The organism is Clostridium homopropionicum DSM 5847 (assembly GCF_001263795.1).
In the GTDB taxonomy this organism is placed as follows: domain Bacteria; phylum Bacillota; class Clostridia; order Clostridiales; family Clostridiaceae; genus Clostridium_H; species Clostridium_H homopropionicum.
In genome coordinates, this window is sequence record NZ_LHUR01000027.1 from 63,474 (window position 1) to 82,882 (window position 19,409).

Here is a 19,409-nt window from a genome sequence, read left to right on the forward strand (position 1 = left end):
CATTAATGTTTGGAGCATCAAAATCCTTAAGAGCAGCTTTTAGCTTTGCAATAGTGGCATCCTTTAATAAAATCCTTACTCTCTTATCTTCCAACATATTTTTCAGCCAAGTCTTTTCTATGTTTGTAAGCCTAACCGGCAATACAGGCTTTTTATTTCCCTTACTATTAGGGAAATAAAGTCCATCTTCTAGCTTAAGCAGATTAAAGTTTTCTAATTCTTTATATTGATTTAAAAGAAGTCCTTCAAAGGTCTTGAAGTTACTGCCAATTATCTTTTCTTGAAATTCTTCTTCCTCAATTATTTTAATAATATCTTTTTGGGAGAGGCCATTTTCACATTCATTAAGCACTTTAAATATGATGTGCAGGTATCTATTTTTAACTTCATCAAATAGCTCCATAGCTTTCAAGCATCTCCTTCCAATCCTCTGCAATTTTCTTAATTATTACTCTTCCCTGAATAATCTTTATGTAACCTGAATAACTTCTTATCCAAGGAACCATTTCATGACTATCATTAACAATCATATCCAAATGATAACAGCCTTCTCTAATCTTCTTAATTGTACCTAGCTGCACCTCGCTTCTTATTCTTTCAATAATATAATTTTCCTGAGGCTCTACTATTATTATTTCTAGCTTTATCTTTTCTGGTCTTTGATTATTAGCTAAGCTTACAGTTGACCAACTATGTATAAAATTCCAATTATAAAGTTCTTCAAACTTATTTCTACTAAAGGTTTTCTTGCATATTTCAACATCCTCTATTCTATCGAGCCTAGACACTACACACCTATTTTGCTTTGCAAAGGACACCAGATAAAACCTTCCACAATTTATATCATAGCGGATTTTATAAGGCCTTAATGCTTCCTTAGGAGCATCCTTGTATTCAATCTTTGGTGAGTTATAATTAAGGTAAATATATTTTCTTTCATGTATTGCCTTTAATAGATCCCAAAGAATATGCTCTTCAATTACGGGATGAAAGTGAAGATTCTTATATTGAAAATAGTCTTTTACCTCAAAATTCATGTCTCTTTCATAAGCTGCATAATCCTTTAAACTTTGCTCACAGTAATATCCAGCAGTTACAGGAAAGAAAATATTCTTAAATAAGGCTATTGCAATGCTGAGTTCCTCAATCTCTTTATTATCAAGTTCTTTAAACATATCTTCAGCTATAGCATAATGCTTAGTTCTTTTTATAGTTTCGCAGCTTAGTATTCCTAGCTTATTGCACATTTCATCAATCTTTCTTTCCACCGTCTTGCTGCTTATATTATCATAAGAAATGTTCCCTCTGCCAATTAGTCCTTCCTCTATTTCACGGAAACAAACTAGTTTATCCTCCGAGCGTAAAAGCATCAATAGATTAAAATATAATATTAAATCTGATTGAGTGAAGCTCTTTGTCATGTAGGTTTTAACTAAAAAATTTTCCGTATTTCTTATTGAGTCATAGGAAAGGGCTAAAAGCTTATTTCTTCCATCCCTATCAGTCCTTATAAACTCTGCTTCCACATACTGCTGTATCCTTCTCATTTCATAGCTTATCTTTCTCGAACTTAGCTTTCTCTTCTCTTCTAGGTCATCTCTGGAAAAGCATCCATATAGAAAAACATCTCTTAGTATAGCTCTTATTATATTGTAGTGTTTCATAAAATCGCTGAACATTGAACGCCCTCCTTTAACTCTTTACTTTAGTTCTTAGCGAAACAACATATATAAATTATAAATTATGTGAGTTATTTTTTATAGACAAAAAACTTGCAAGAATATTTATACTGAATTATATAAAAAAACTGCCCAGCCAAGGCAGGCAGAAATAATTTGTTATCTGAAATCCCCATTTTCTTTAGAAATCTAGTCTTTCTTATTGCTTCTTTACTATAAGCTATTGCTTCTTAACATATTATTCTGCTATTTTTTCATCACCAGTTAGTTTATTTTCTTTAGGAGTACAACCTGTAAGAGTAAATAGCATTAGAGAAATTTAAGAATATGTCCTGCTAAAACTCCAACATACCATTTTCATCAAAAGTAAAATTAGGTCCCCAAGCAACTTCCCAATAGTATCCTTCAGGATCAGTAAAATAGGCATGATAACCTCCCCAAAATGCATCCTGAGGCTCTTTTTCGATTTTGCCTCCAGCACTTCTTACAAGTTCAATAATATCACATACTTCTTCCTTGCTTTTAGCATTATATGCAAGAGTAATTCCTCCAAAACCAGTATTGATTTTAGGTGGATTATTTTCATTTATATCCTTTGCCAATAATTCAACTGGATATAATTCGAGTTTTGTTCCAGACGTATTGAAAAATATTACTTCCGGATTATTGCTTTTTTCATCCGTTTTAAAGCCAAGACCATCTCTATAAAATCTAATTGACTTTTCCATATCTTTCACGCCTAAACAAATAATGTTCATTCTGTTCATTAGGCTTACCCTCCTCACAAATTGAATAGTCAAATGCTTCTCATTTATATTCTCTTGTATCATATTATCAATAGCCTATAACTTGATTATTAGTTATATTTTTACTCTATATAATATAAAAAGTACCATCCTCCAGCTAAGGGGAACGGCAATCTTTTGTTATCTGACATGAGAATTTTATTGTTTTATTTAATCTTGTTTGAAAACTTCGTCCATTTTTATTATTAAATCACTTAAAATTCCAACTCTAACCTCATCATCTTTTGAGTAGATTTCTGCTCTTTCATAATTATTACGAGCATTCAGCTTGTATATCATTACTATTTCATCAGTTGGATGAACAATCCAATATTCTTTAACCATATTTTTCTCGTAAAGTGATAGCTTTTTTATATAATCAATAGAAGCAGTAGATGGAGATACTATTTCAATTATTAAGTCTGGGCTTCCTTTACACCCTTTATCATCTAGCTTAGATCTGTCACATACAACTGTTATATCAGGTTGTACTACATCCTTAATATCATTATCTAAATCATCCTTTCTAGCAAACCTTACATCAAAAGGAGAACCATATACCTTGCAGTCCTTCCCCATAAGATAATTTGAAATTTGCCTTAATAATTCCACCTGTATCTCTTGATGCCTCCTAGAAGGTGCTGCGCTCATATATGCATTCCCATCAATTAATTCCCATCTTTCATCTTCAGGCCAATTTAAATAATCACTATATCTATAGTCACCATGTTTCTTTTTCAGTGGCTGTCCCATCCATAATCACTTCCTTCTCTTTTTATTTTTATTATGCCATAAAACAAGATTATTTTTAACATTTCTTTTCAATTTTGTATAATTTCTTTTATACAATTAATAAAAATTATCTTTTAATCTCATTTTTGATACTTTTCTATGCAAGATTTACATATACAAGCTTTACCTCTTTTATCTTCTGGAACTAAATCTAAGACGTACTTTTGGATTTTAACTGTATCACACCAACAACCACCTTGACCATGTTTACAATTATTGTCTTGTCCACAAATCGGACATATGCTCTCTGACTTTTTTAAACTCACTACTATCACTTCCTTATCTTTTTTACCGTTGTAATTATACCATACAATTTAATTTAAAATATATAAACTATGATAAAATATAACTTTTAAGTTACATAACAGTTGGAATACGGTTATAATAATTGAACATAATGTGGATGTAATTAAAAGTGCAGATGGGATTATAGAAATACTCAAAGTCCTATGGTATGATGTTTTTATTGTAATAAATACTGAGGATAACTAGTTGAGTCACTTGAAACTAATTATTTTAACTTAGGAGGAATCATTTTGAAACAAAAAATTCAAAAATATAATATTAATAAAGCCGATAATTTAAAAACCTCGGAGAATTCTGGAGTTATAATTGAAGCCGAAAAGCCTTTATCACAATCTATGCTTTGGAAATTACAGACGGATTTCTTTGCAAATCAAGGTCCAGAAGCATGGATTAAGGGAATTGTACCTCAATATATAACGACGAATCCTTATATTGCAAATCTATATGCTAAAACCGTATTTGGGTACTTTAGAGACTATGCATCAAGGGAAGGCTTTGATAAAAACACTACCATATACATAATGGAGCTTGCGTCGGGTGTAGGGCGATTTACATATACTTTTCTCAACAGATTTTTACATATGATCGAAAACTCTTCACTAAAGGGATTAAAGTTTAAATACATAGTAACGGATCTTGCTGATAGGAACATTGAATATTGGCAAAACCACAGCTTTCTAAAACCTTATTTTGAAAGTGGAGTACTTGATTGTGCAACCTTCGACATGACCCATGATGAAGAGATTCGATTAAGAAATAGTGGTGAAATGCTCAAAGAAGGCAAGCTAAAAAATCCATTAATCTTATTCGCTAATTATACCTTTGATAGTCTTCCCCAAGATACTTTTTATGTAGATAAAGGTAAACTTTTTGAAGGGCTGATTACAATTACCTCTTTAGGTGAAGAAGTTGATCCTTCAGATAAATCCATACTTGCAGGTTTAGATTATTACTATACAGACAAGCAAATACAGGGTAATGATTATTACGAAGATTCTAATTTTAATGATATCCTCTTACACTATAAAAAGCATTTGGAGGATACGGCCTTTTCCCTGCCTATAATTGCTTTAAGATGCATAGCTAGATTAAAAAAGCTCTTCAAGGATGACATAATCATGCTTTCTGCTGATAAAGGCTATAAAAACCAGGAAGCTATGTACAAAAACTATCATCCATATTTATCAAAGCATGGATGTATATCTATGACTGTCAACTTTCATGCCCTAGAACTATACTTTAAGGGGCTTGGTGGAAAAGCAATACACAGTATATATGAACATGAAAATGTAAATATGTCTTTGTTTTTATTGAGTCAGAGTTCTCATGATTTTATAGAAACTGAAATGGCTTATAATGAGATTATTGAAAGCATTGGACCGGATGATTTTTATATTATAAAGAAAGGCATTGTGCCACTAAATAAGTCTCTTACTACAAAAGAGCTTTTGACCTTTCTAAGATTTACAGTTTGGGATGGGAGAACCTTCCTTGAATTCTATAATACATTGCTTGAAAGAATAGCAAATGAAGAGGATTTCCCTAAATACGAGCTGATCTCCGTAATATATAATATTTGGGATCATTATTTCCCTATTGGAGAAGATGGAGATTTAGCCTATTATTTAGGTACAATATTAGCTTATTTTGGCTATGATAGTGATGCTCTTAAGCTTTTTGAGTCTTCCATAGAATTTTACGGTGAAGATGCAGCTATATATTATGAAATTGCACTATGCAATTACAACTTGCAGAAAATTGAAAAAGCCCTGGAGTGCATAGAAAAATCTCTATCTCTAGACCCTGACTTCGAAGAGAGTAAAAATTTAAAAAACTTAATTGAAGAAATATTAATTTAACTTATTGTCATCAATTATTAAAGCTAAAGCAGCCACACCGTAAGGTGCAGCTGCTTTTTTAGTACGTTTAGTATGGAATTTTTTCTAATCTTATAAAGAATATTTTTTAGAATCATTGCTTGTAAATGACTTTACAAGTCCATAGATTAAATTATCTTTTTCAATTCCCTCCAGATGCAATACATCAAGCACTTCCACAATCATACCATTGCTCGCATCATCAATTAATATTGCAGAATCTTCAATTGTATATTTGATATTTGTAAACTTGTCAGTCTCATCAGAATGGTTGTCACCTAATGTATCCACTATATGCTTCTGATTTTCATTTAATGAGCTAACTCCAATGATATCGCCCTTACTAATGTTTTTTCCAGTTACACTTTGAGCTCCCAGCAGCATTAAAATCTTATCGTAATCCGCCTGCATTGCCCAGGCGCATATCATACCGTATTTTTTTCCGTTCTTTATGTAGCTAATGGCATTAGCTCCATAGTTAAAAGCACTTAGTTCCATTTTTTAGCTCCTTAAATTTTTTTATTTTTATTATATCAAAATAAATATTAGGTTTCATATAAGAAATTTATAAAACATTTCTTATATCTTTTACAAGAAGTAGCTTGACTATCTTTTCAAGCCAAGCTGTACAAAAATTTTTTTGTTAAATGATGTTATTATTTTATTCTCTTCCTTTATATTACTGCCTTGGCTCTGGTACTACAATAACTTCCAAGGTTGGATCCTTTCCAACTTGGCCAACTGCATAAATTGTATAATAATTATCAGGTTCTAATCTAATATTGGGAACAGTCAATAATACATTATTAGTACCAGCCGGACTTACTGTGAAAGTATAGGTTCCAGAAGGAACACATGCGTAATCTGTAATATCCTTGTAACCTACATTATTAAATACCTTTGTGCCATCAGACAATTTTATATCAACAGCTGGTGCATTTGGAGAAAGATGAATAAATCTTATACAAGGCCTGCCAAATTTCTGAGCAGCAGTTGGTTCAGGAATGGTATATAAGCTAATGTTAGGGAGGTTTCCTATTGCTGCTACATTAAATACAGCATTTTCAGGAATATAAATATTTGAATTTATTATTGGGTTTGTAGTTTGTCCTGAGGGGTAAACCGTAATATTATAGCTGCCAGTGGAAACAGGTATATATTGAGTAAATTCCTTATAAGTAAGATTCTTTGCTATAAGATTTCCATTTGCATAAACATCTACTGGTGGTGCATCTGGGGAGGCGTGGAATATTCTAATGTAGGAATTCGACTGTCTGGCTCTATAATAGTCGTTCATCATGCTGGCATAAGGGCAATAAAACATAAAAAATCTCTTTATAAATATTAATCAATATTATAATATGAGATAAAGATTATTGTGTTCATTTTGCAATTGGTAAGCAAGCTCTTTCTAGCAAAGCAATAACTCTATTTCTATCTTCGTCATTTATATATCTGAATTTATTTCCTAAGTAAAACAAGCAGCCATATTCTCAATATTCAAGCCTCTTATTAGTTCAGCTTTTAATTAATCTATATACTCCTAGAGCTACAGTAGTCTCTATTATTGCTATCCTTTTGGTTTAAATATTAATGCAGCTAAAAATGCAAAAATAATTGCTGAAGAGATACCTGAACTTGTTACTTCAAATATTCCAGTTAGAACACCAATTGCACCTGAACTATGAGCTTCCATCAGCGCCCCTTTAACAAGCGAGTTTCCAAAACTGCTAATAGGCACTGTAGCTCCTGCTCCTGCAAATTTTACTAACTTTTCATACCAACCAAATCCTCCTAGTATAGACCCTACTACTACTAAACTGGAGGTAGTATGAGCAGGAGTTAATTTAAATACATCCATCAAAATTTGTCCAATAACGCATATTCCTCCACCAATTATAAATGCCCATATTAGTTTATCCATAATAGCATTACCACCTTATCTAATTTTCTATTGCAACAGCATGAGCAATGCAAGGTATACTTTCCTTTTGCTGGTACGATAAAGGAGATAGTAACGCTCCTGTTGCTATTACTAAAATTTTATTAAACTCTCTATTACTTATTTTCTTTAAAAGATGTCCATAAGTAACTGTGGCACAACACCCACATCCGCTAGCTCCAGCTATTATAGGCTGTTCTTCACTATATATTAGTAAGCCACAATCCGCAAATTTCTCTTCTGGTATTTTTATCTCGTGATCTATTAGTAAATCTCCTGCAATTCTATGACCAACAGCACCAAGATCTCCTGTAATTACTAAATCATAATAATTAATATCTCGTTTGAAATCTCTAAAATGAGCCTCTATTGTATCTACGGCAGCTGGGGCCATGGCACTCCCCATATTAAAAGGATCTGTAAGCCCCATATCTACAACCTTACCTATTGTGGCCCCAGTTACTTTAGGGCCATTTCCTGTTTTTGCTATAAGAGCAGCACCTGCCCCCGTTACAGTCCACTGTGCTGTAGGAGGCTTTTGCCCACCATACTCTGTTGGATATCTAAATTGTTTTTCAACAGATGCATTATGACTTGCTGCGCCAGCAAGTACATAGTTAGCATTTGAACTATCAACTAATTGTGCCGCCACTGCTAGACCTTCCATAGCACTAGAACAGGCTCCAAAAACACCTAGATAAGGTATACTTAATGTTCTAGCTGCAAAACTACTGGTTATAATTTGATTCATTAAATCACCACTTAAGAAGAAACTAATATCTTCCTTCTTAAGATTAGACTTCTCAATTGCCTTACTACACGCTTGTTCTAATAGTACTTTTTCTGCCTTTTCAAAGCTATCCTGACCAAGCCAGATATCCTCATTTATTATATCAAAATCATTACTTAACGGACCCTTACCTTCAAAAGGACCTACTGCCGTTGCTGATGAAATTATTACCGGTTTTGAATTGAACATCCATGATTGTTTACCTTGAAACATTTACATACCCCCTAACCATTCAATAGTAAGTTTTACAATTGCAACAACAAAAGCTGAAAAAACTCCGTATGTAATGACTGAACCTGATAATTTAAACATGTTTCCACCTGTTCCTAGTACATAGCCTTCGCTCTTGTGTTCAATCGCCGCAGAAGCCATAGTATTTGCAAATCCTGTTACAGGAATTGCAGTTCCTGCACCGGCCCATTGTGCAATATGATCGTAAACACCAAAGCCTGTTAGTAATATAGAAATTATTATTAATGTTGCCGCAGTAGGATCCCCTGCATTCTTTTCGTTAAAGCCAAAATATGTAATATAAAAAACCTGAATTAACTGTCCTAAAACACATATTAAGCCACCAACCAAAAAAGCCCTAATGCAATTCTTTACAACTGGCCTTTTAGGTTCTCTCACTTTTGCAAAATCCTGATAATCTTTCTGCTGAGGGGTTAACTTTTTTTCTTTTATCTTTGACATACGAATACCTCCAATTACCTTTAATTAACGCTTATCCTTACTTTCCCACATTACTATATTTTTTATTCTTATTTATAAATTTAAAAAACTGATAAAAAATTATAGCTTTCATCTAGGTTTCTGATTTAACTAGAATTGAATTATTTTGGATATAGATCTATTCTTTTTTAAGCTATATGAAATAGATAAAGTTAAAACTCCAAACAAAAATAATCCTATGATATGTAGCCTTGTTGATTGCCCTTGAAAATAGATCCTACTTAGACTCTAAAAAATTATAATATAATAAAAAGCTGAAATTTAATTTCAGCTTTTTATTATATTATAAGAAATATATCTTTATCTTTTTTAACCTATTCAATTAATTATGTTTTAATCGAATATATTATAACTAATGTTCTTTATATTGTGGCTCTTGTTGTTCGATATATTGTTGTCTTTGTTGTAAGCTTTGTAACGCTGAGTCAAGTTGTTGTGCTATTTGTTCGAACTCTTGTTTTGCTTGTTTATCTTGAGTTCCTAAAGCAAAAGTTTTCATTGTAGCAGCTGCACTTTGAACTCCAGCGATAGCTTGTTGCATTTGAGTTCCTACTGTCATGTTCTCACCCCCTTTCAATGCTAAGTAGCTTCAAATACGATTAGTATTTTATCGCAATAAGTAAGGTTCTAATTTTTCTATAATTTTCATTAATTTATCTGCATCTTTTTCAAACATAGCTTTTGCTTTTTTATCTTTAGTCTCTAATGAAAAAGACATAAAATCTGCCTGGCATTTTTGAAGGTTAGCATAAAGTAATTCTTTCACTTTAGGCACCTGAACCTGAACTGAATCGTCAAAAAGATCAACATATAAATCGCCCGAAGAATCAATCTGTCCTATAAAAACATTTTCTAGAATAACCTCTAATTTCTCTAATTCAGTGTTCAACCATTCTCTATTTAGCCCTCTGCTTGTTAATCCTTCGTCCATTATATTGCCATCAAGTATCACAATTTGTGGTTCTGAAGATGGATTGACTTTCTTTTGCAGATCATATGCTGTAACTGGCTTTTTTTCAGCTCTTAATAATACATTTATGTCACCTGTTGATTCCATAACTGCGAATTCAACATCAGCTAGATTAAATACACTTTTAAATCGGAGTTCTCTTAAAAGCTCTTCACCGGTCAACCTTTCCTTTAGTAAGTTTTCTTCCATCACCTTGCCATCTTTAATAAGAATGGTTTCTTTTCCATTTATTAAATCATGAAATTTCTTACTTTTGATAGCTAAATAATCTATCGCTATGGTAAATAGAGTCCATACCCCAAGAGCGATAACTCCAAAGACCAGGTTTGTAATTATGCCTGCTGAAATTAAAGCAGCAATAATAGCTATCACAATATAAGTAACAAATTTAAAAGCTGCTGCTTTTAATGGATTTGATTTACCTAGTAACCTAACTAGAAATAGTGTTAAAAAAAATATAATAGATGCTCTTATTATCATTGTAATTCCATTAACCATAATATTCCTCGCTTACTAACCCTTATATTGTGGTTCCTCGTATTCTAGTTTTTTCATTCTTGAATCTAAATCTTTGATAATTGCCTCAGCAGTTTCCAATGCCTCATTATAAACTTCTCTTTCTTCTTCATTTTGGGTTTGTACAGAATAAATTCTTAGAATACTTTCAGCTCCTTTTAAACTAGCTAATGTTTGCTTTACTTTTGAACCGACTGTCATTAAAATCATCTCCTGTTTAAGTATCACAAAACTTATTATTACACTAAAACTAAAAAATATTACTTTTTATTTATAAAAACTACTTTGTTCGACCTAAGTGGTTCAAAAGTATGATTAATACAATCTCCACATTTGGATTCATTAATAGGACTATCAATTGGTAGAGGCATATCAGTTATTATTGAAGAAAGCCTAATTGCAGAACCATATTGAGGCGTTATCAAAAGAGCACTTTTCCCAATCCACCCCAATCCTGCACGTGTTGCCACTGTTTTGTGTGGCAAAGATGTAGTTAAGTTATCATCACTTGTCACAAATGTGGTAGTTTGTCCAATAGCATTAAATCCTTTAGCTTCAATATATTTTACACATGACATAACAATGCTATCTAGTTTCTCATTTATTCGATTATATTCTCTAAAATATTCCTCAGTGGGACCGTTATTTATTCTTTCTATAATCTCAGGCTGCATTCTAATGGCAATTGCAATTTTGAATTATATCTTTAGAATTAATTATTATCTCATCCTCATCAACCACTTCAAATATAATCTTGCCCTGGTATCCTTTTAAATATTTTTGAAAAATTAGCTTAAAGTCCAGCTCCCCTTCTCCTATTGGAAGGTGCTCATGCTTTACACTAAAGTGCTTATCTGATATATGCAAGCACTTAGGATACTTGACTTGTATAATTATTAAACCATCGTATACTTCTTCCATACTCAACCATGATATTTATATCCTCTTTGATTTTGCTGTAAAAAAGAATCTTGGGAATCTAAAGATAATAGTCCCATTTTCTTGAACAGGATATTCTTTTCCAACTCTATCAAAAATATCTTGTTCAAAGACTATCTTATCTTCATTTGATAAAGCATTTAAATATGGTCTTAATCCTGTACCCCGATACCATTCCATAATATCCTTATGTGAAGCTAACTTGTGATAATATATAGTTTCCCATATAGAAAATTCTGATGAAATTTCTGAAAGCAAATCATAATATTCACTTTGTATAAGGTTGTAAAAAATTCTATGATTAATAAATTTTGATTTCCACTTATCATTAGTTGAAACTTCTCCAATGATTTTATGAATTGGTTCGTTATAATTCATTGGTGTTTGCACTGCTAATATTCCCCCTGCTTTAAGTAACCCAATCATATTTTTCAACAGTTGATTGTGATTAGGTATCCATTGAATACAAGCATTTGAAAAAACTACATCAAAATCATTATCAAGCATTGATAAATCTTTACCTGCATCACAAATCTTAAAATCAAGATTTGGAGAATTCCTCTTAGCTGTTTCAATCATATTTAGAGAATTATCAACTCCAAGAATGTAAGCATTAGGAAACCTATTTGCTAAAACCTGAGTACTATTTCCTGGACCACATCCAATATCTATAATCTTTTTAGGATCGTCCATATAAATACGATTAACTAAATCTATTGCTGGCTGTGTCCGCTCATTTCCAAACATTAGGTACTGCACTGAATTCCAATCTCCCATAATATTTCCTCCTAAATAAATGAATTTTAATCAACTCTAAAATAGTATTTTTATATAAGCAAATTAGCATTTAACCTATATATAGATTATAAACCATATTATTACATATATCCACATCAGAAGCTTCCTTTACTTACGTCGAAGCAATATTTTGGTATTTCATGAGTTTTTACATTATAATTCTTGATAGAAAAGTAAAACTTCCTAAGAATCACAATTCTTAAGAAGTTTTTTAAGTGGGCATATTATTTATTTTAAACTACTGTTATTTTGTCTCCCTCACTGATATTTTTAAACATTCCCCCTTTACCCTCTATGACCATCACAGCCTCTTTTACAGGCATTATTATCTTTCCTGGGCAAAGACAATCAATTTTTTTGCATACTTCCATATTTTCATTGATAAATAACACATCAATGGGAAATTTCATAAAAAATGTGTGTATGCTGTTACAAGGCTTAAATAATATAGATTCATAATGAGGTTCTTTTTGAAGCATATACCCTAAAAATCTTTTCATAAAGCTATCTGCTATAAATATTTCACCTATAACCGCTGATTTACATAATAGATTTTTTATCATTAAATCACCTACTCTATTGTTTGCCAAAAATATCTATCATTCTAATAACTGCTGGTCCTAGAATAATTACAAAAATAGATGGAAATATGAAAAGTACTAATGGAAACAACATCTTAATAGGAGCTTTCATAGCTTTTTCTCTAGAAGCTTGTTTTCTCTGTTCTCTAAGGTTTGCAGACTCTATTCTGAGAACTCTACTTAAGCTTACACCTAATTCATCTGCTTGAATTAAAGAAGTAACAAACATGGAAAGTTCTTTTACATCGCAGCGATCACTCATATTTTTAAGGGCTACCTTACGTTCTATTCCCATCCTAATTTCTTTTAAACTTTTGGAAAATTCATCGCAAATTTCACCGTTTATGTTATTTATAACTCTAGCAATTGCTCCATCGAAGGATAAGCCTGCTTCAACACTGACAGTAATTAAATCTAAAGTGTAAGGTAAATTCTTTAGAATTTTCTTTTTTCTATCTTCAATTCTCCTTGATAAATAAAAGCTGAAAAAATAATTTACGGCTACAGCTACAATTAAGACAATAGTTATTGTCTTAAAACCATCCTTAGAAACTGCAAAAGATAATAATCCAACTATTGCTGAAGAAACTAAAACCATCATGCTCTTATAAAATAGCCATTTACCTATAGTAGTATTTTTTAAAACTCCTGCCTTTTCCAACTTCTTGCTGAGCATTTCAAGCTTATGCTTTGGAGTTATTTTCAGTATAGTTTTACTAAAGCCTTGATAGAAAGGCTTTAAGATTCTTTCAGCAAAAGATTTGTTTTCTTCTTTTTCTTTATCTGCAGTATTTAGTTCATTAAGCTGACTAAGCCTATTTTTAATTTCCATTTTGTCTCTACTTAAAAAGGCTAAAATACCATATAGAAGAAAGAATATTGATAAAAAAAATATAAAGATTATAACATAAAGCATGCTCTCACCTTCCCTCTACATATCTATATGTGTTATTTTTCTTATCATTAATAATCCAAAAAACTCACTGACTACGGCACCTACCATCAAAGATATGCCTATTGAAGTTGTGAACAAAAGCATCATATATTCTTTGTTAAAAAGATAGATTGTTAAACCTAAGAAAACCGGTATAAGTGTTAAAATAATACCTGATAGCCTTCCTTGTGCAGTTAAAGTTTTAAGTTCATTTTTTAGTTTCTGTCTCTCCCTTATGGTTTCAGATATATTATCTAATATTTCAGATAAGTTTCCCCCTATATCCTTTTGTATTAAAATGGCATTCATCATTAGATTTAAATCCTGTGAATCCATTCTAGAAAGTAAATTTTTTAAAGCGTCCTCCTCGGATATACCAAAACTCATCTCCTTAAGGAGTTTCTTAAATTCTTTTGAAAATGGATCACTGGTTTCTTCCGCAACTACAGCTACAGCCTGGAGAAAAGAATAACCTGCCTTTAGAGAATTAGATATTATGGTTATACCTTCATTTAGCTGACTATCAAATAATTTAATTCTATCTTTCTTTTTCTTTTTTATTATAAATCTTGGCACGTTCCATATTGCAATAAATACAAGGATAATAATAAAATAATCCTTAAATACTGCAAATGCCAAAAATGCAAAAGCTGAAGAAGAAAGTATCTTTATAACCAAAAGCTCCTCTACTGTAACAGGTAAATCTGCCTTCATAAGCTCAATCTCCAGCTTTTTATTTTTCTTTTTATTTAATCTAGAGGTAGGAACTAAAGTTGATAAGATCTTAAATACACTTACTTTACTTTTATTACTATTTTTATAATGTTCACTAAAGGCATAATCCTCATCAAAGTATTTAAGCTTATCAATAGGTTTTTCCTTGTTAAATACAAAAAGTAATATAGCGCTAATTAGACACCAGGTTAGTAAAAAAATCAGTATTGCTAAAAGATATACCATAAGCTACCACCTCCTACCTCATAATATCTATTGGTATGTTTATTCCCTTTTCTTTTAGCTTCTGTACAAACTTTGGTACTACACCTGTAAAAATAAATTCTCCTTTTACCTTACCTCTGTTATCAGTTCCCCTTTGCTCAAACTTAAATATATCTTGGAGGATAATTACATCTCCTTCCATACCTTGAACTTCAGTTATATAAGTTATTTTTCTACTCCCATCCATAAGTCTTGATTGTTGAATTATAATATCGATAGCTGAAGCTACCTGGTCCCTGATTGCCTTAACAGGAAGATTCATTCCCGACATTAGTACCATGGTTTCAATTCTTGATAGCATATCTCTTGGGGAATTGGCGTGACCTGTTGTTAAAGAACCATCATGACCAGTATTCATAGCTTGAAGCATGTCCAAAGCTTCTCCCGAACGAACTTCTCCTACAATAATTCTATCTGGACGCATTCTTAGACTGTTTTTAACTAGGTCTCTAATCGTAACTTCTCCTTTACCTTCTACATTTGTTGGTCTTGTTTCCAGTCTTACTACATGCTCTTGTGAAAGCTGAAGCTCTGCTGAATCTTCAATAGTTACTATCCTTTCATCTTCAGGTATAAATGAAGAAAGTACATTTAATGTAGTTGTTTTACCACTTCCTGTACCACCTGAAACAAATATATTGAGCCTTCCTTGTACACAGTACTTTAACAGTTCTCCCATTTTAGGGGACAAGGTACCAAAACTAATTAAATCTTCTATTTTGAAAGGATCCTCTGCAAATTTTCTTATGGTTATAGAAGGACCGTCAATTGCAAGTGGAGGTATAATTGCATTAACTCTTGAGCCATTAGGAAGTCTTGCATCTACCATTGGTGAGCTTTCATCTATTCTTCTTCCAATTGGAGCTACTATTTTCTTAATAACATGCAGCACATGACTGTCATTTTTAAACTTGGCATCAGTAAGCACAAGCTTTCCGCCTTTTTCAATATACACATGGTCGGGACCATTAACCATAATTTCTGTAACCTTGCTGTCTGCAAGAAGACCTGTAATTGGACCAAAACCTATACTCTCATCAATTAGCTCTTCTTTTATTTTCTTCTTTTGATTGCTTGTCAAATTTAATGATTCTTTTTCAATATGCTTTGTAACTATATAATCAATTTTTTTCTTTATGTCTTCATTGTTTTCTGAAATCTCATTAAAATCTATATCCAATTCCTCAATAATCCTGTTTTGAATTCTTGCTTTTAATTCATAGTAAGGATCTACTTTTTTTTCATTTTGATTATTAGCTTTCTTATCTACATTTGCTTCTTCTAATCGTCTTATAAGAGACATACTACTCCCCCCTAGCTGATTAATTTCTTGCTCATTTCTTCAATTGCCTTACCTATTTTAAGTTTGTAGTATTTTTTATCTTCACATAAAGGCATTCCTTTGTTTATAGATATAATTACAGGCTTCTCATCCTCTGGTATAAATGTAACAATGCCATCTTCAAAGGCGTCTTCTACTTCTTTTTTACTTATTCCATAGTTAGGATTAAATCTATTTATAACAAGCTTAACCTTGTTTTTTTCATATCCCAGAGACTCCATTACTTTAAGTCCTAATTTTGTATTCTTAAGAGCTACAATTTCCATAGTTGATATCATAAATATTTTTTCTGCCATATCTAAAACATAAAGAGTACTATCGTTGAAATTTATGCCCGTATCTACAATGATTACATCATATTGATTTTTTAAAGCCTTCATTATTTTTTCAACTATTTCTTTAGTTATATATTCTGATGCTTCCGGTTTCTCAGGAGCAAACAGTATATCAAAATTATCTTTATACTTGAATAAGTATGGTTTGATATTCTCATAAGAATCTATTTGTCCATCCTCTATTGCATCCAGAATAGTCTTTTTGCTATGTTGATTAACCATCATGGATATATCACCAAATTGAAAATCCATGTCTATAAGAAGTATTTTTTTATTTTCTGATTTACTTAAAAGAATGGCTGTATTAAGGGATAGAACAGATTTTCCTACCCCGCCTTTTGAGCTGAAAAAGGCTATAACCTTGGAATTTCTTACTTCATCTATATTAGCTCCCTTGAACTTTACTTGTATCTCCTTATACTTTTCATAGGTTGCTATTATAGTGCCTATTAAGGTGTCGTAGTTAAAGGGCTTAATGATATATTCCTTAGCACCATGAAACATTGCCTTCTTTAAATACTCATTTTCAGCCTGAACGGACATAATAATTACCATTACAGATGGGTATTCCATAGTGATTCTTTCAGTGGCTTCTAAACCGTTTAATACAGGCATATTTATGTCCATTAAAACTATATCCGGTTTTGCATTTTGAATAAGCTTAAGTACCTCTTCTCCATTATCTGATTCTCCAACCACTTCAATATGCTCTTCTTCTAAGCTTAGTAATTTTTTTATAACATTTCTAGTTTCCTCAACATCATCTGCGATTAATACTTTAATCTTATTCATTATTTCATCCCCCTACTTTTGTAGTGTTGGAATTTTGATTATTTCCCCAGTTAATATTAAATTCTCATCGCTTATATTATTTGCATCCCTTATAATTTTGTATTTGCTTTCAATGCCGTAAAATCTCTTACTAATACTTTTTAAAGTATCTCCTTTTTTCACTGTATAGCTTGTATACTTTTCATCACTTTTAACTTCACTTTCCTTAGAACTATTAGCAAATAATTCTTCATAAGTAACTCCATTTGTTTCGATAATTGTATCTTCCTTTAATGGTCTTAAGGCTAATTTGATGTTTCCAATGTTCTCAGCAAACACTAGCTTTTCAGTATCTGCTGCTTCAACTGATAAAGTTATTAAGAAATTTGTTTGAGTTTTTTCTTTATCCTCGCTTTTAGCATTTGTATTTACTTTCGCCTCTCTAGAAAGCTGTTGATCAACTGCTAGTATCTTAATGTTTTGAAGTATAATTTTAGCCTTATCTGGCCTAATTACCTTTGACCCTTCTTTTTTTTCACCTACAAAGGCAATAATATCAACATAATCACCTGGTTTTAACAACTTTGAAACTCCCGATGCCCCTGTGGTACTTATGGAAATTGCCCTATGATTCTTATCTATATTTAAGCTAAGTTCCTCTTCTCCCTTATCAACAAGTTTACTAGTAAGAAAGCCTTCATTTTTTCCAAAGCTTTCCTTTGTATACTTTCCAATAATCTTTGAAGAATCCTTTAGATAATCTGCAAAAATAGGATTGTCATCCACCTGAATTTCCTTAACCATTTTCTTATCAATAAGAGTTCTAGCTGGTATTGCTTCAACTGCTACTATAATAGTTGTTTTTTTGCTTACTTCCTTTTCTGATTTTAAAGACTGCAAATAAATAAAAATAGCTACAGCAGCAATTAATGCTAAAGCAAAAGATATTAATATCAACTTTTGTCCTGTATTTTTCATAATTGCCCTCCTTATGCTCCTTTATTGTGATAGCTTTGCACCGTAGGCACCTGTATCATTTAAGCTTAAATCAACTGGAGAATTTGAAACATATTTTATGAATCTGCCAGTGACCTCGATTTTCCCTGATTTATTAGCAACATTCTCCACATAAAACTGAGCAAAACCTACTACTAGCACTGGCTTTCGTCCATCTACTACTAAAGTGTCTACTAAAGGTAATGTCCATAGCCTTATGGAATCTCTTTGGAAATTATCAAAGGTACTGTTTTCAGAGTTAATATACTGTTTAATATCATTACAAGCACCTGTCATGTTACCAGTTTCTGTATCTATATAATCTCCTACTGAAACAGTTCCACTGTATCCATTTATGGCATTCTCTTTAAAAACACTTGCTCCTGTTCCACCAAGTGCAACTGCACCGTAATTTCCGTGATATCCATCCCCTGCACCTTCTTTAAGCACCACTAAATCTCCATAGGAAAAATCGTATTTTTCTACAGCAAAGGGTCTTGTACCGTCTTTTACTGATTTTATAGGTCCAATAACAGCTTTTGTTTTATCTTTTATATTGCTGCTTCCTATACCTATTATTTGAGCAAAGGCATGTTTTACATTCTTTTGTCCTTCTATATAAACACTTTTTTTATCTTCGCTAATAGTTATCTTAGTCAGATTTGGATCTACATTATTTTTTTCTAGATACTCAATAGCTACAGCCTCTGCTTTAACATCTCCATTTGGAAGTTCAAGTACTGCAGCTAATGCCGCTGAATCCATTGCATTAGATAATTTTATTCTTTCTATATAAACCATGCCAATATCAATTACATATGCAGTAAACCCAAATAGTGCTGCAATTATTATGCATAATATTATTGAAATATTACCTTTACTGCCCAATTTCTTCATTAACCAATCACCTCACTCAATCCTCATGGAAGTCTGTCCAGTTATCATTTTCCCATTATTAAAAAGACTGCTTATGATTGGGATGGTGAATTTATAATTATAAGTTACTGTTACAGTAAGTGTATCTCCAGACCTTCTATTAGCTTCGCTGGGTGTTAAAGAAACTGTTAAGTCAGCTGGATTCAGGCTAGGAGAAGATGCTATAATCAAGCTCTCAATTTCAGCATCAGTACTTCCAACAATGCCAGCCCTTGCACCTTCTCTTGAAGCATTTTCAATAGCAAGATAGGAGTTTAGCATCATTCCAAACTGTATTATACCCATGACTAACATTAGAAGAATTGGAAGCACTATTGCAAATTCTACTAATGCTTGGCCCTTTTGATTTTTTATGCTTTTCAATATAACCACCTACTTTTATACTGATA

At 32.0% G+C, this 19,409-nt stretch carries 24 protein-coding genes; 1 reads left to right on the forward strand and 23 read right to left on the reverse strand.

Annotated features, from left to right (window positions below; all coding sequences use genetic code 11):
• Positions 1–389 precede the first annotated feature (389 nt).
• The 4 genes from CLHOM_RS11460 to CLHOM_RS11475 form a co-directional block, all read right to left on the reverse strand.
• Positions 390–1,679 carry a helix-turn-helix transcriptional regulator gene (locus CLHOM_RS11460; RefSeq protein WP_052221832.1) on the reverse strand — a complete coding sequence of 430 codons (1,290 nt, stop codon included), beginning with the start codon at positions 1,677–1,679 and terminating at the stop codon, positions 390–392.
• Positions 1,680–2,014: 335 nt separating this feature from the next.
• Positions 2,015–2,446, reverse strand: coding sequence for a VOC family protein (locus CLHOM_RS11465; RefSeq protein ID WP_052221833.1), 432 nt, complete (start codon positions 2,444–2,446; stop codon positions 2,015–2,017).
• Positions 2,447–2,635: 189 nt separating this feature from the next.
• Positions 2,636–3,217 carry a Uma2 family endonuclease gene (locus CLHOM_RS11470; RefSeq protein ID WP_052221834.1) on the reverse strand — a complete coding sequence of 194 codons (582 nt, stop codon included), beginning with the start codon at positions 3,215–3,217 and terminating at the stop codon, positions 2,636–2,638.
• Between the two features lie 119 nt (positions 3,218–3,336).
• Positions 3,337–3,522 (reverse strand): cysteine-rich CWC family protein, encoded by a 186-nt coding sequence (locus CLHOM_RS11475; protein ID WP_052221835.1) that lies wholly within the window; start codon positions 3,520–3,522, stop codon positions 3,337–3,339.
• 270 nt (positions 3,523–3,792) lie between these two features.
• Between CLHOM_RS11475 and CLHOM_RS11480 the strand changes: the two genes are divergently transcribed.
• A complete protein-coding gene (locus CLHOM_RS11480) occupies positions 3,793–5,421 on the forward strand; it encodes a tetratricopeptide repeat protein (RefSeq protein ID WP_052221836.1) in 1,629 nt (542 codons plus the stop codon).
• Positions 5,422–5,511: 90 nt separating this feature from the next.
• Here the strand turns inward: CLHOM_RS11480 and CLHOM_RS11485 are convergent, their stop codons facing one another.
• From CLHOM_RS11485 to CLHOM_RS11575, 19 genes are all read right to left on the reverse strand, one after another.
• Entirely contained in the window at positions 5,512–5,937 is a 426-nt protein-coding gene (locus CLHOM_RS11485) for a flavin reductase (RefSeq protein ID WP_052221837.1), read from the reverse strand.
• A gap of 181 nt (positions 5,938–6,118) precedes the next feature.
• Positions 6,119–6,763, reverse strand: a complete 645-nt coding sequence (locus CLHOM_RS11490) for a DUF4397 domain-containing protein (RefSeq protein ID WP_052221838.1) — start codon at positions 6,761–6,763, stop codon at positions 6,119–6,121.
• A gap of 246 nt (positions 6,764–7,009) precedes the next feature.
• Positions 7,010–7,363, reverse strand: a complete 354-nt coding sequence (spoVAE, locus tag CLHOM_RS11495) for a stage V sporulation protein AE (RefSeq protein WP_052221839.1) — start codon at positions 7,361–7,363, stop codon at positions 7,010–7,012.
• A gap of 19 nt (positions 7,364–7,382) precedes the next feature.
• A complete protein-coding gene (gene spoVAD / locus CLHOM_RS11500; RefSeq protein ID WP_052221840.1) occupies positions 7,383–8,384 on the reverse strand; it encodes a stage V sporulation protein AD in 1,002 nt (333 codons plus the stop codon).
• Entirely contained in the window at positions 8,385–8,864 is a 480-nt protein-coding gene (gene spoVAC / locus CLHOM_RS11505) for a stage V sporulation protein AC (protein ID WP_052221841.1), read from the reverse strand. It abuts the gene before it with no gap.
• Between the two features lie 391 nt (positions 8,865–9,255).
• The gene (locus CLHOM_RS11510) at positions 9,256–9,462 is read right to left on the reverse strand and encodes a DUF1657 domain-containing protein (RefSeq protein ID WP_052221842.1); all 207 of its coding nucleotides are present in this window, start codon (positions 9,460–9,462) and stop codon (positions 9,256–9,258) included.
• 48 nt (positions 9,463–9,510) lie between these two features.
• Positions 9,511–10,371, reverse strand: a complete 861-nt coding sequence (locus CLHOM_RS11515) for a DUF421 domain-containing protein (protein ID WP_052221843.1) — start codon at positions 10,369–10,371, stop codon at positions 9,511–9,513.
• A 15-nt stretch (positions 10,372–10,386) separates the two neighbouring features.
• On the reverse strand, positions 10,387–10,590 hold the full coding sequence (locus CLHOM_RS11520) for a DUF1657 domain-containing protein (RefSeq protein WP_052221844.1): 204 nt from the start codon (positions 10,588–10,590) through the stop codon (positions 10,387–10,389).
• A gap of 59 nt (positions 10,591–10,649) precedes the next feature.
• Complete coding sequence (locus CLHOM_RS11525) at positions 10,650–10,967, reverse strand: epoxyqueuosine reductase (RefSeq protein ID WP_161803220.1); 318 nt, start codon at positions 10,965–10,967, stop codon at positions 10,650–10,652.
• Positions 10,968–11,064: 97 nt separating this feature from the next.
• A complete protein-coding gene (locus CLHOM_RS11530) occupies positions 11,065–11,316 on the reverse strand; it encodes an apurinic/apyrimidinic endonuclease family protein (RefSeq protein ID WP_139205634.1) in 252 nt (83 codons plus the stop codon).
• Between the two features lie 9 nt (positions 11,317–11,325).
• Entirely contained in the window at positions 11,326–12,105 is a 780-nt protein-coding gene (locus CLHOM_RS11535) for a methyltransferase domain-containing protein (protein WP_052221847.1), read from the reverse strand.
• A gap of 254 nt (positions 12,106–12,359) precedes the next feature.
• Positions 12,360–12,689: a DUF192 domain-containing protein gene (locus CLHOM_RS11540; RefSeq protein WP_052221848.1), complete on the reverse strand. Its 330-nt coding sequence runs from the start codon at positions 12,687–12,689 to the stop codon at positions 12,360–12,362.
• A gap of 13 nt (positions 12,690–12,702) precedes the next feature.
• The gene (locus CLHOM_RS11545; RefSeq protein WP_052221849.1) at positions 12,703–13,623 is read right to left on the reverse strand and encodes a type II secretion system F family protein; all 921 of its coding nucleotides are present in this window, start codon (positions 13,621–13,623) and stop codon (positions 12,703–12,705) included.
• Between the two features lie 15 nt (positions 13,624–13,638).
• On the reverse strand, positions 13,639–14,601 hold the full coding sequence (locus CLHOM_RS11550) for a type II secretion system F family protein (protein ID WP_052221850.1): 963 nt from the start codon (positions 14,599–14,601) through the stop codon (positions 13,639–13,641).
• Between the two features lie 13 nt (positions 14,602–14,614).
• Complete coding sequence (locus tag CLHOM_RS11555) at positions 14,615–15,943, reverse strand: TadA family conjugal transfer-associated ATPase (RefSeq protein ID WP_052221851.1); 1,329 nt, start codon at positions 15,941–15,943, stop codon at positions 14,615–14,617.
• 11 nt (positions 15,944–15,954) lie between these two features.
• Complete coding sequence (locus CLHOM_RS11560; RefSeq protein ID WP_052221852.1) at positions 15,955–17,109, reverse strand: CpaE/TadZ family protein; 1,155 nt, start codon at positions 17,107–17,109, stop codon at positions 15,955–15,957.
• 12 nt (positions 17,110–17,121) lie between these two features.
• Positions 17,122–18,066 (reverse strand): Flp pilus assembly protein CpaB, encoded by a 945-nt coding sequence (cpaB, locus tag CLHOM_RS11565; RefSeq protein WP_052221853.1) that lies wholly within the window; start codon positions 18,064–18,066, stop codon positions 17,122–17,124.
• Positions 18,067–18,087: 21 nt separating this feature from the next.
• Positions 18,088–18,981, reverse strand: a complete 894-nt coding sequence (locus CLHOM_RS11570; protein WP_052221854.1) for a pilus assembly protein TadG-related protein — start codon at positions 18,979–18,981, stop codon at positions 18,088–18,090.
• 12 nt (positions 18,982–18,993) lie between these two features.
• Positions 18,994–19,392, reverse strand: coding sequence for a TadE/TadG family type IV pilus assembly protein (locus tag CLHOM_RS11575; RefSeq protein ID WP_242846768.1), 399 nt, complete (start codon positions 19,390–19,392; stop codon positions 18,994–18,996).
• Positions 19,393–19,409: the final 17 nt, after the last annotated feature.

Coding starts and splice junctions, on each gene's coding strand:
- CLHOM_RS11460 (WP_052221832.1), bottom strand. CDS start 1,679: ATGTTCAGCGATTTTATGAAACACTACAATATAATAAGAGCTATACTA.
- CLHOM_RS11465 (WP_052221833.1), bottom strand. CDS start 2,446: ATGAACAGAATGAACATTATTTGTTTAGGCGTGAAAGATATGGAAAAG.
- CLHOM_RS11470 (WP_052221834.1), bottom strand. CDS start 3,217: ATGGGACAGCCACTGAAAAAGAAACATGGTGACTATAGATATAGTGAT.
- CLHOM_RS11485 (WP_052221837.1), bottom strand. CDS start 5,937: ATGGAACTAAGTGCTTTTAACTATGGAGCTAATGCCATTAGCTACATA.
- CLHOM_RS11490 (WP_052221838.1), bottom strand. CDS start 6,763: ATGTTTTATTGCCCTTATGCCAGCATGATGAACGACTATTATAGAGCC.
- spoVAE (WP_052221839.1), bottom strand. CDS start 7,363: ATGGATAAACTAATATGGGCATTTATAATTGGTGGAGGAATATGCGTT.
- spoVAD (WP_052221840.1), bottom strand. CDS start 8,384: ATGTTTCAAGGTAAACAATCATGGATGTTCAATTCAAAACCGGTAATA.
- spoVAC (WP_052221841.1), bottom strand. CDS start 8,864: ATGTCAAAGATAAAAGAAAAAAAGTTAACCCCTCAGCAGAAAGATTAT.
- CLHOM_RS11510 (WP_052221842.1), bottom strand. CDS start 9,462: ATGACAGTAGGAACTCAAATGCAACAAGCTATCGCTGGAGTTCAAAGT.
- CLHOM_RS11515 (WP_052221843.1), bottom strand. CDS start 10,371: ATGGTTAATGGAATTACAATGATAATAAGAGCATCTATTATATTTTTT.
- CLHOM_RS11520 (WP_052221844.1), bottom strand. CDS start 10,590: ATGACAGTCGGTTCAAAAGTAAAGCAAACATTAGCTAGTTTAAAAGGA.
- CLHOM_RS11525 (WP_161803220.1), bottom strand. CDS start 10,967: ATGTCATGTGTAAAATATATTGAAGCTAAAGGATTTAATGCTATTGGA.
- CLHOM_RS11535 (WP_052221847.1), bottom strand. CDS start 12,105: ATGGGAGATTGGAATTCAGTGCAGTACCTAATGTTTGGAAATGAGCGG.
- CLHOM_RS11540 (WP_052221848.1), bottom strand. CDS start 12,689: ATGATAAAAAATCTATTATGTAAATCAGCGGTTATAGGTGAAATATTT.
- CLHOM_RS11545 (WP_052221849.1), bottom strand. CDS start 13,623: ATGCTTTATGTTATAATCTTTATATTTTTTTTATCAATATTCTTTCTT.
- CLHOM_RS11550 (WP_052221850.1), bottom strand. CDS start 14,601: ATGGTATATCTTTTAGCAATACTGATTTTTTTACTAACCTGGTGTCTA.
- CLHOM_RS11555 (WP_052221851.1), bottom strand. CDS start 15,943: ATGTCTCTTATAAGACGATTAGAAGAAGCAAATGTAGATAAGAAAGCT.
- CLHOM_RS11560 (WP_052221852.1), bottom strand. CDS start 17,109: ATGAATAAGATTAAAGTATTAATCGCAGATGATGTTGAGGAAACTAGA.
- cpaB (WP_052221853.1), bottom strand. CDS start 18,066: ATGAAAAATACAGGACAAAAGTTGATATTAATATCTTTTGCTTTAGCA.
- CLHOM_RS11570 (WP_052221854.1), bottom strand. CDS start 18,981: ATGAAGAAATTGGGCAGTAAAGGTAATATTTCAATAATATTATGCATA.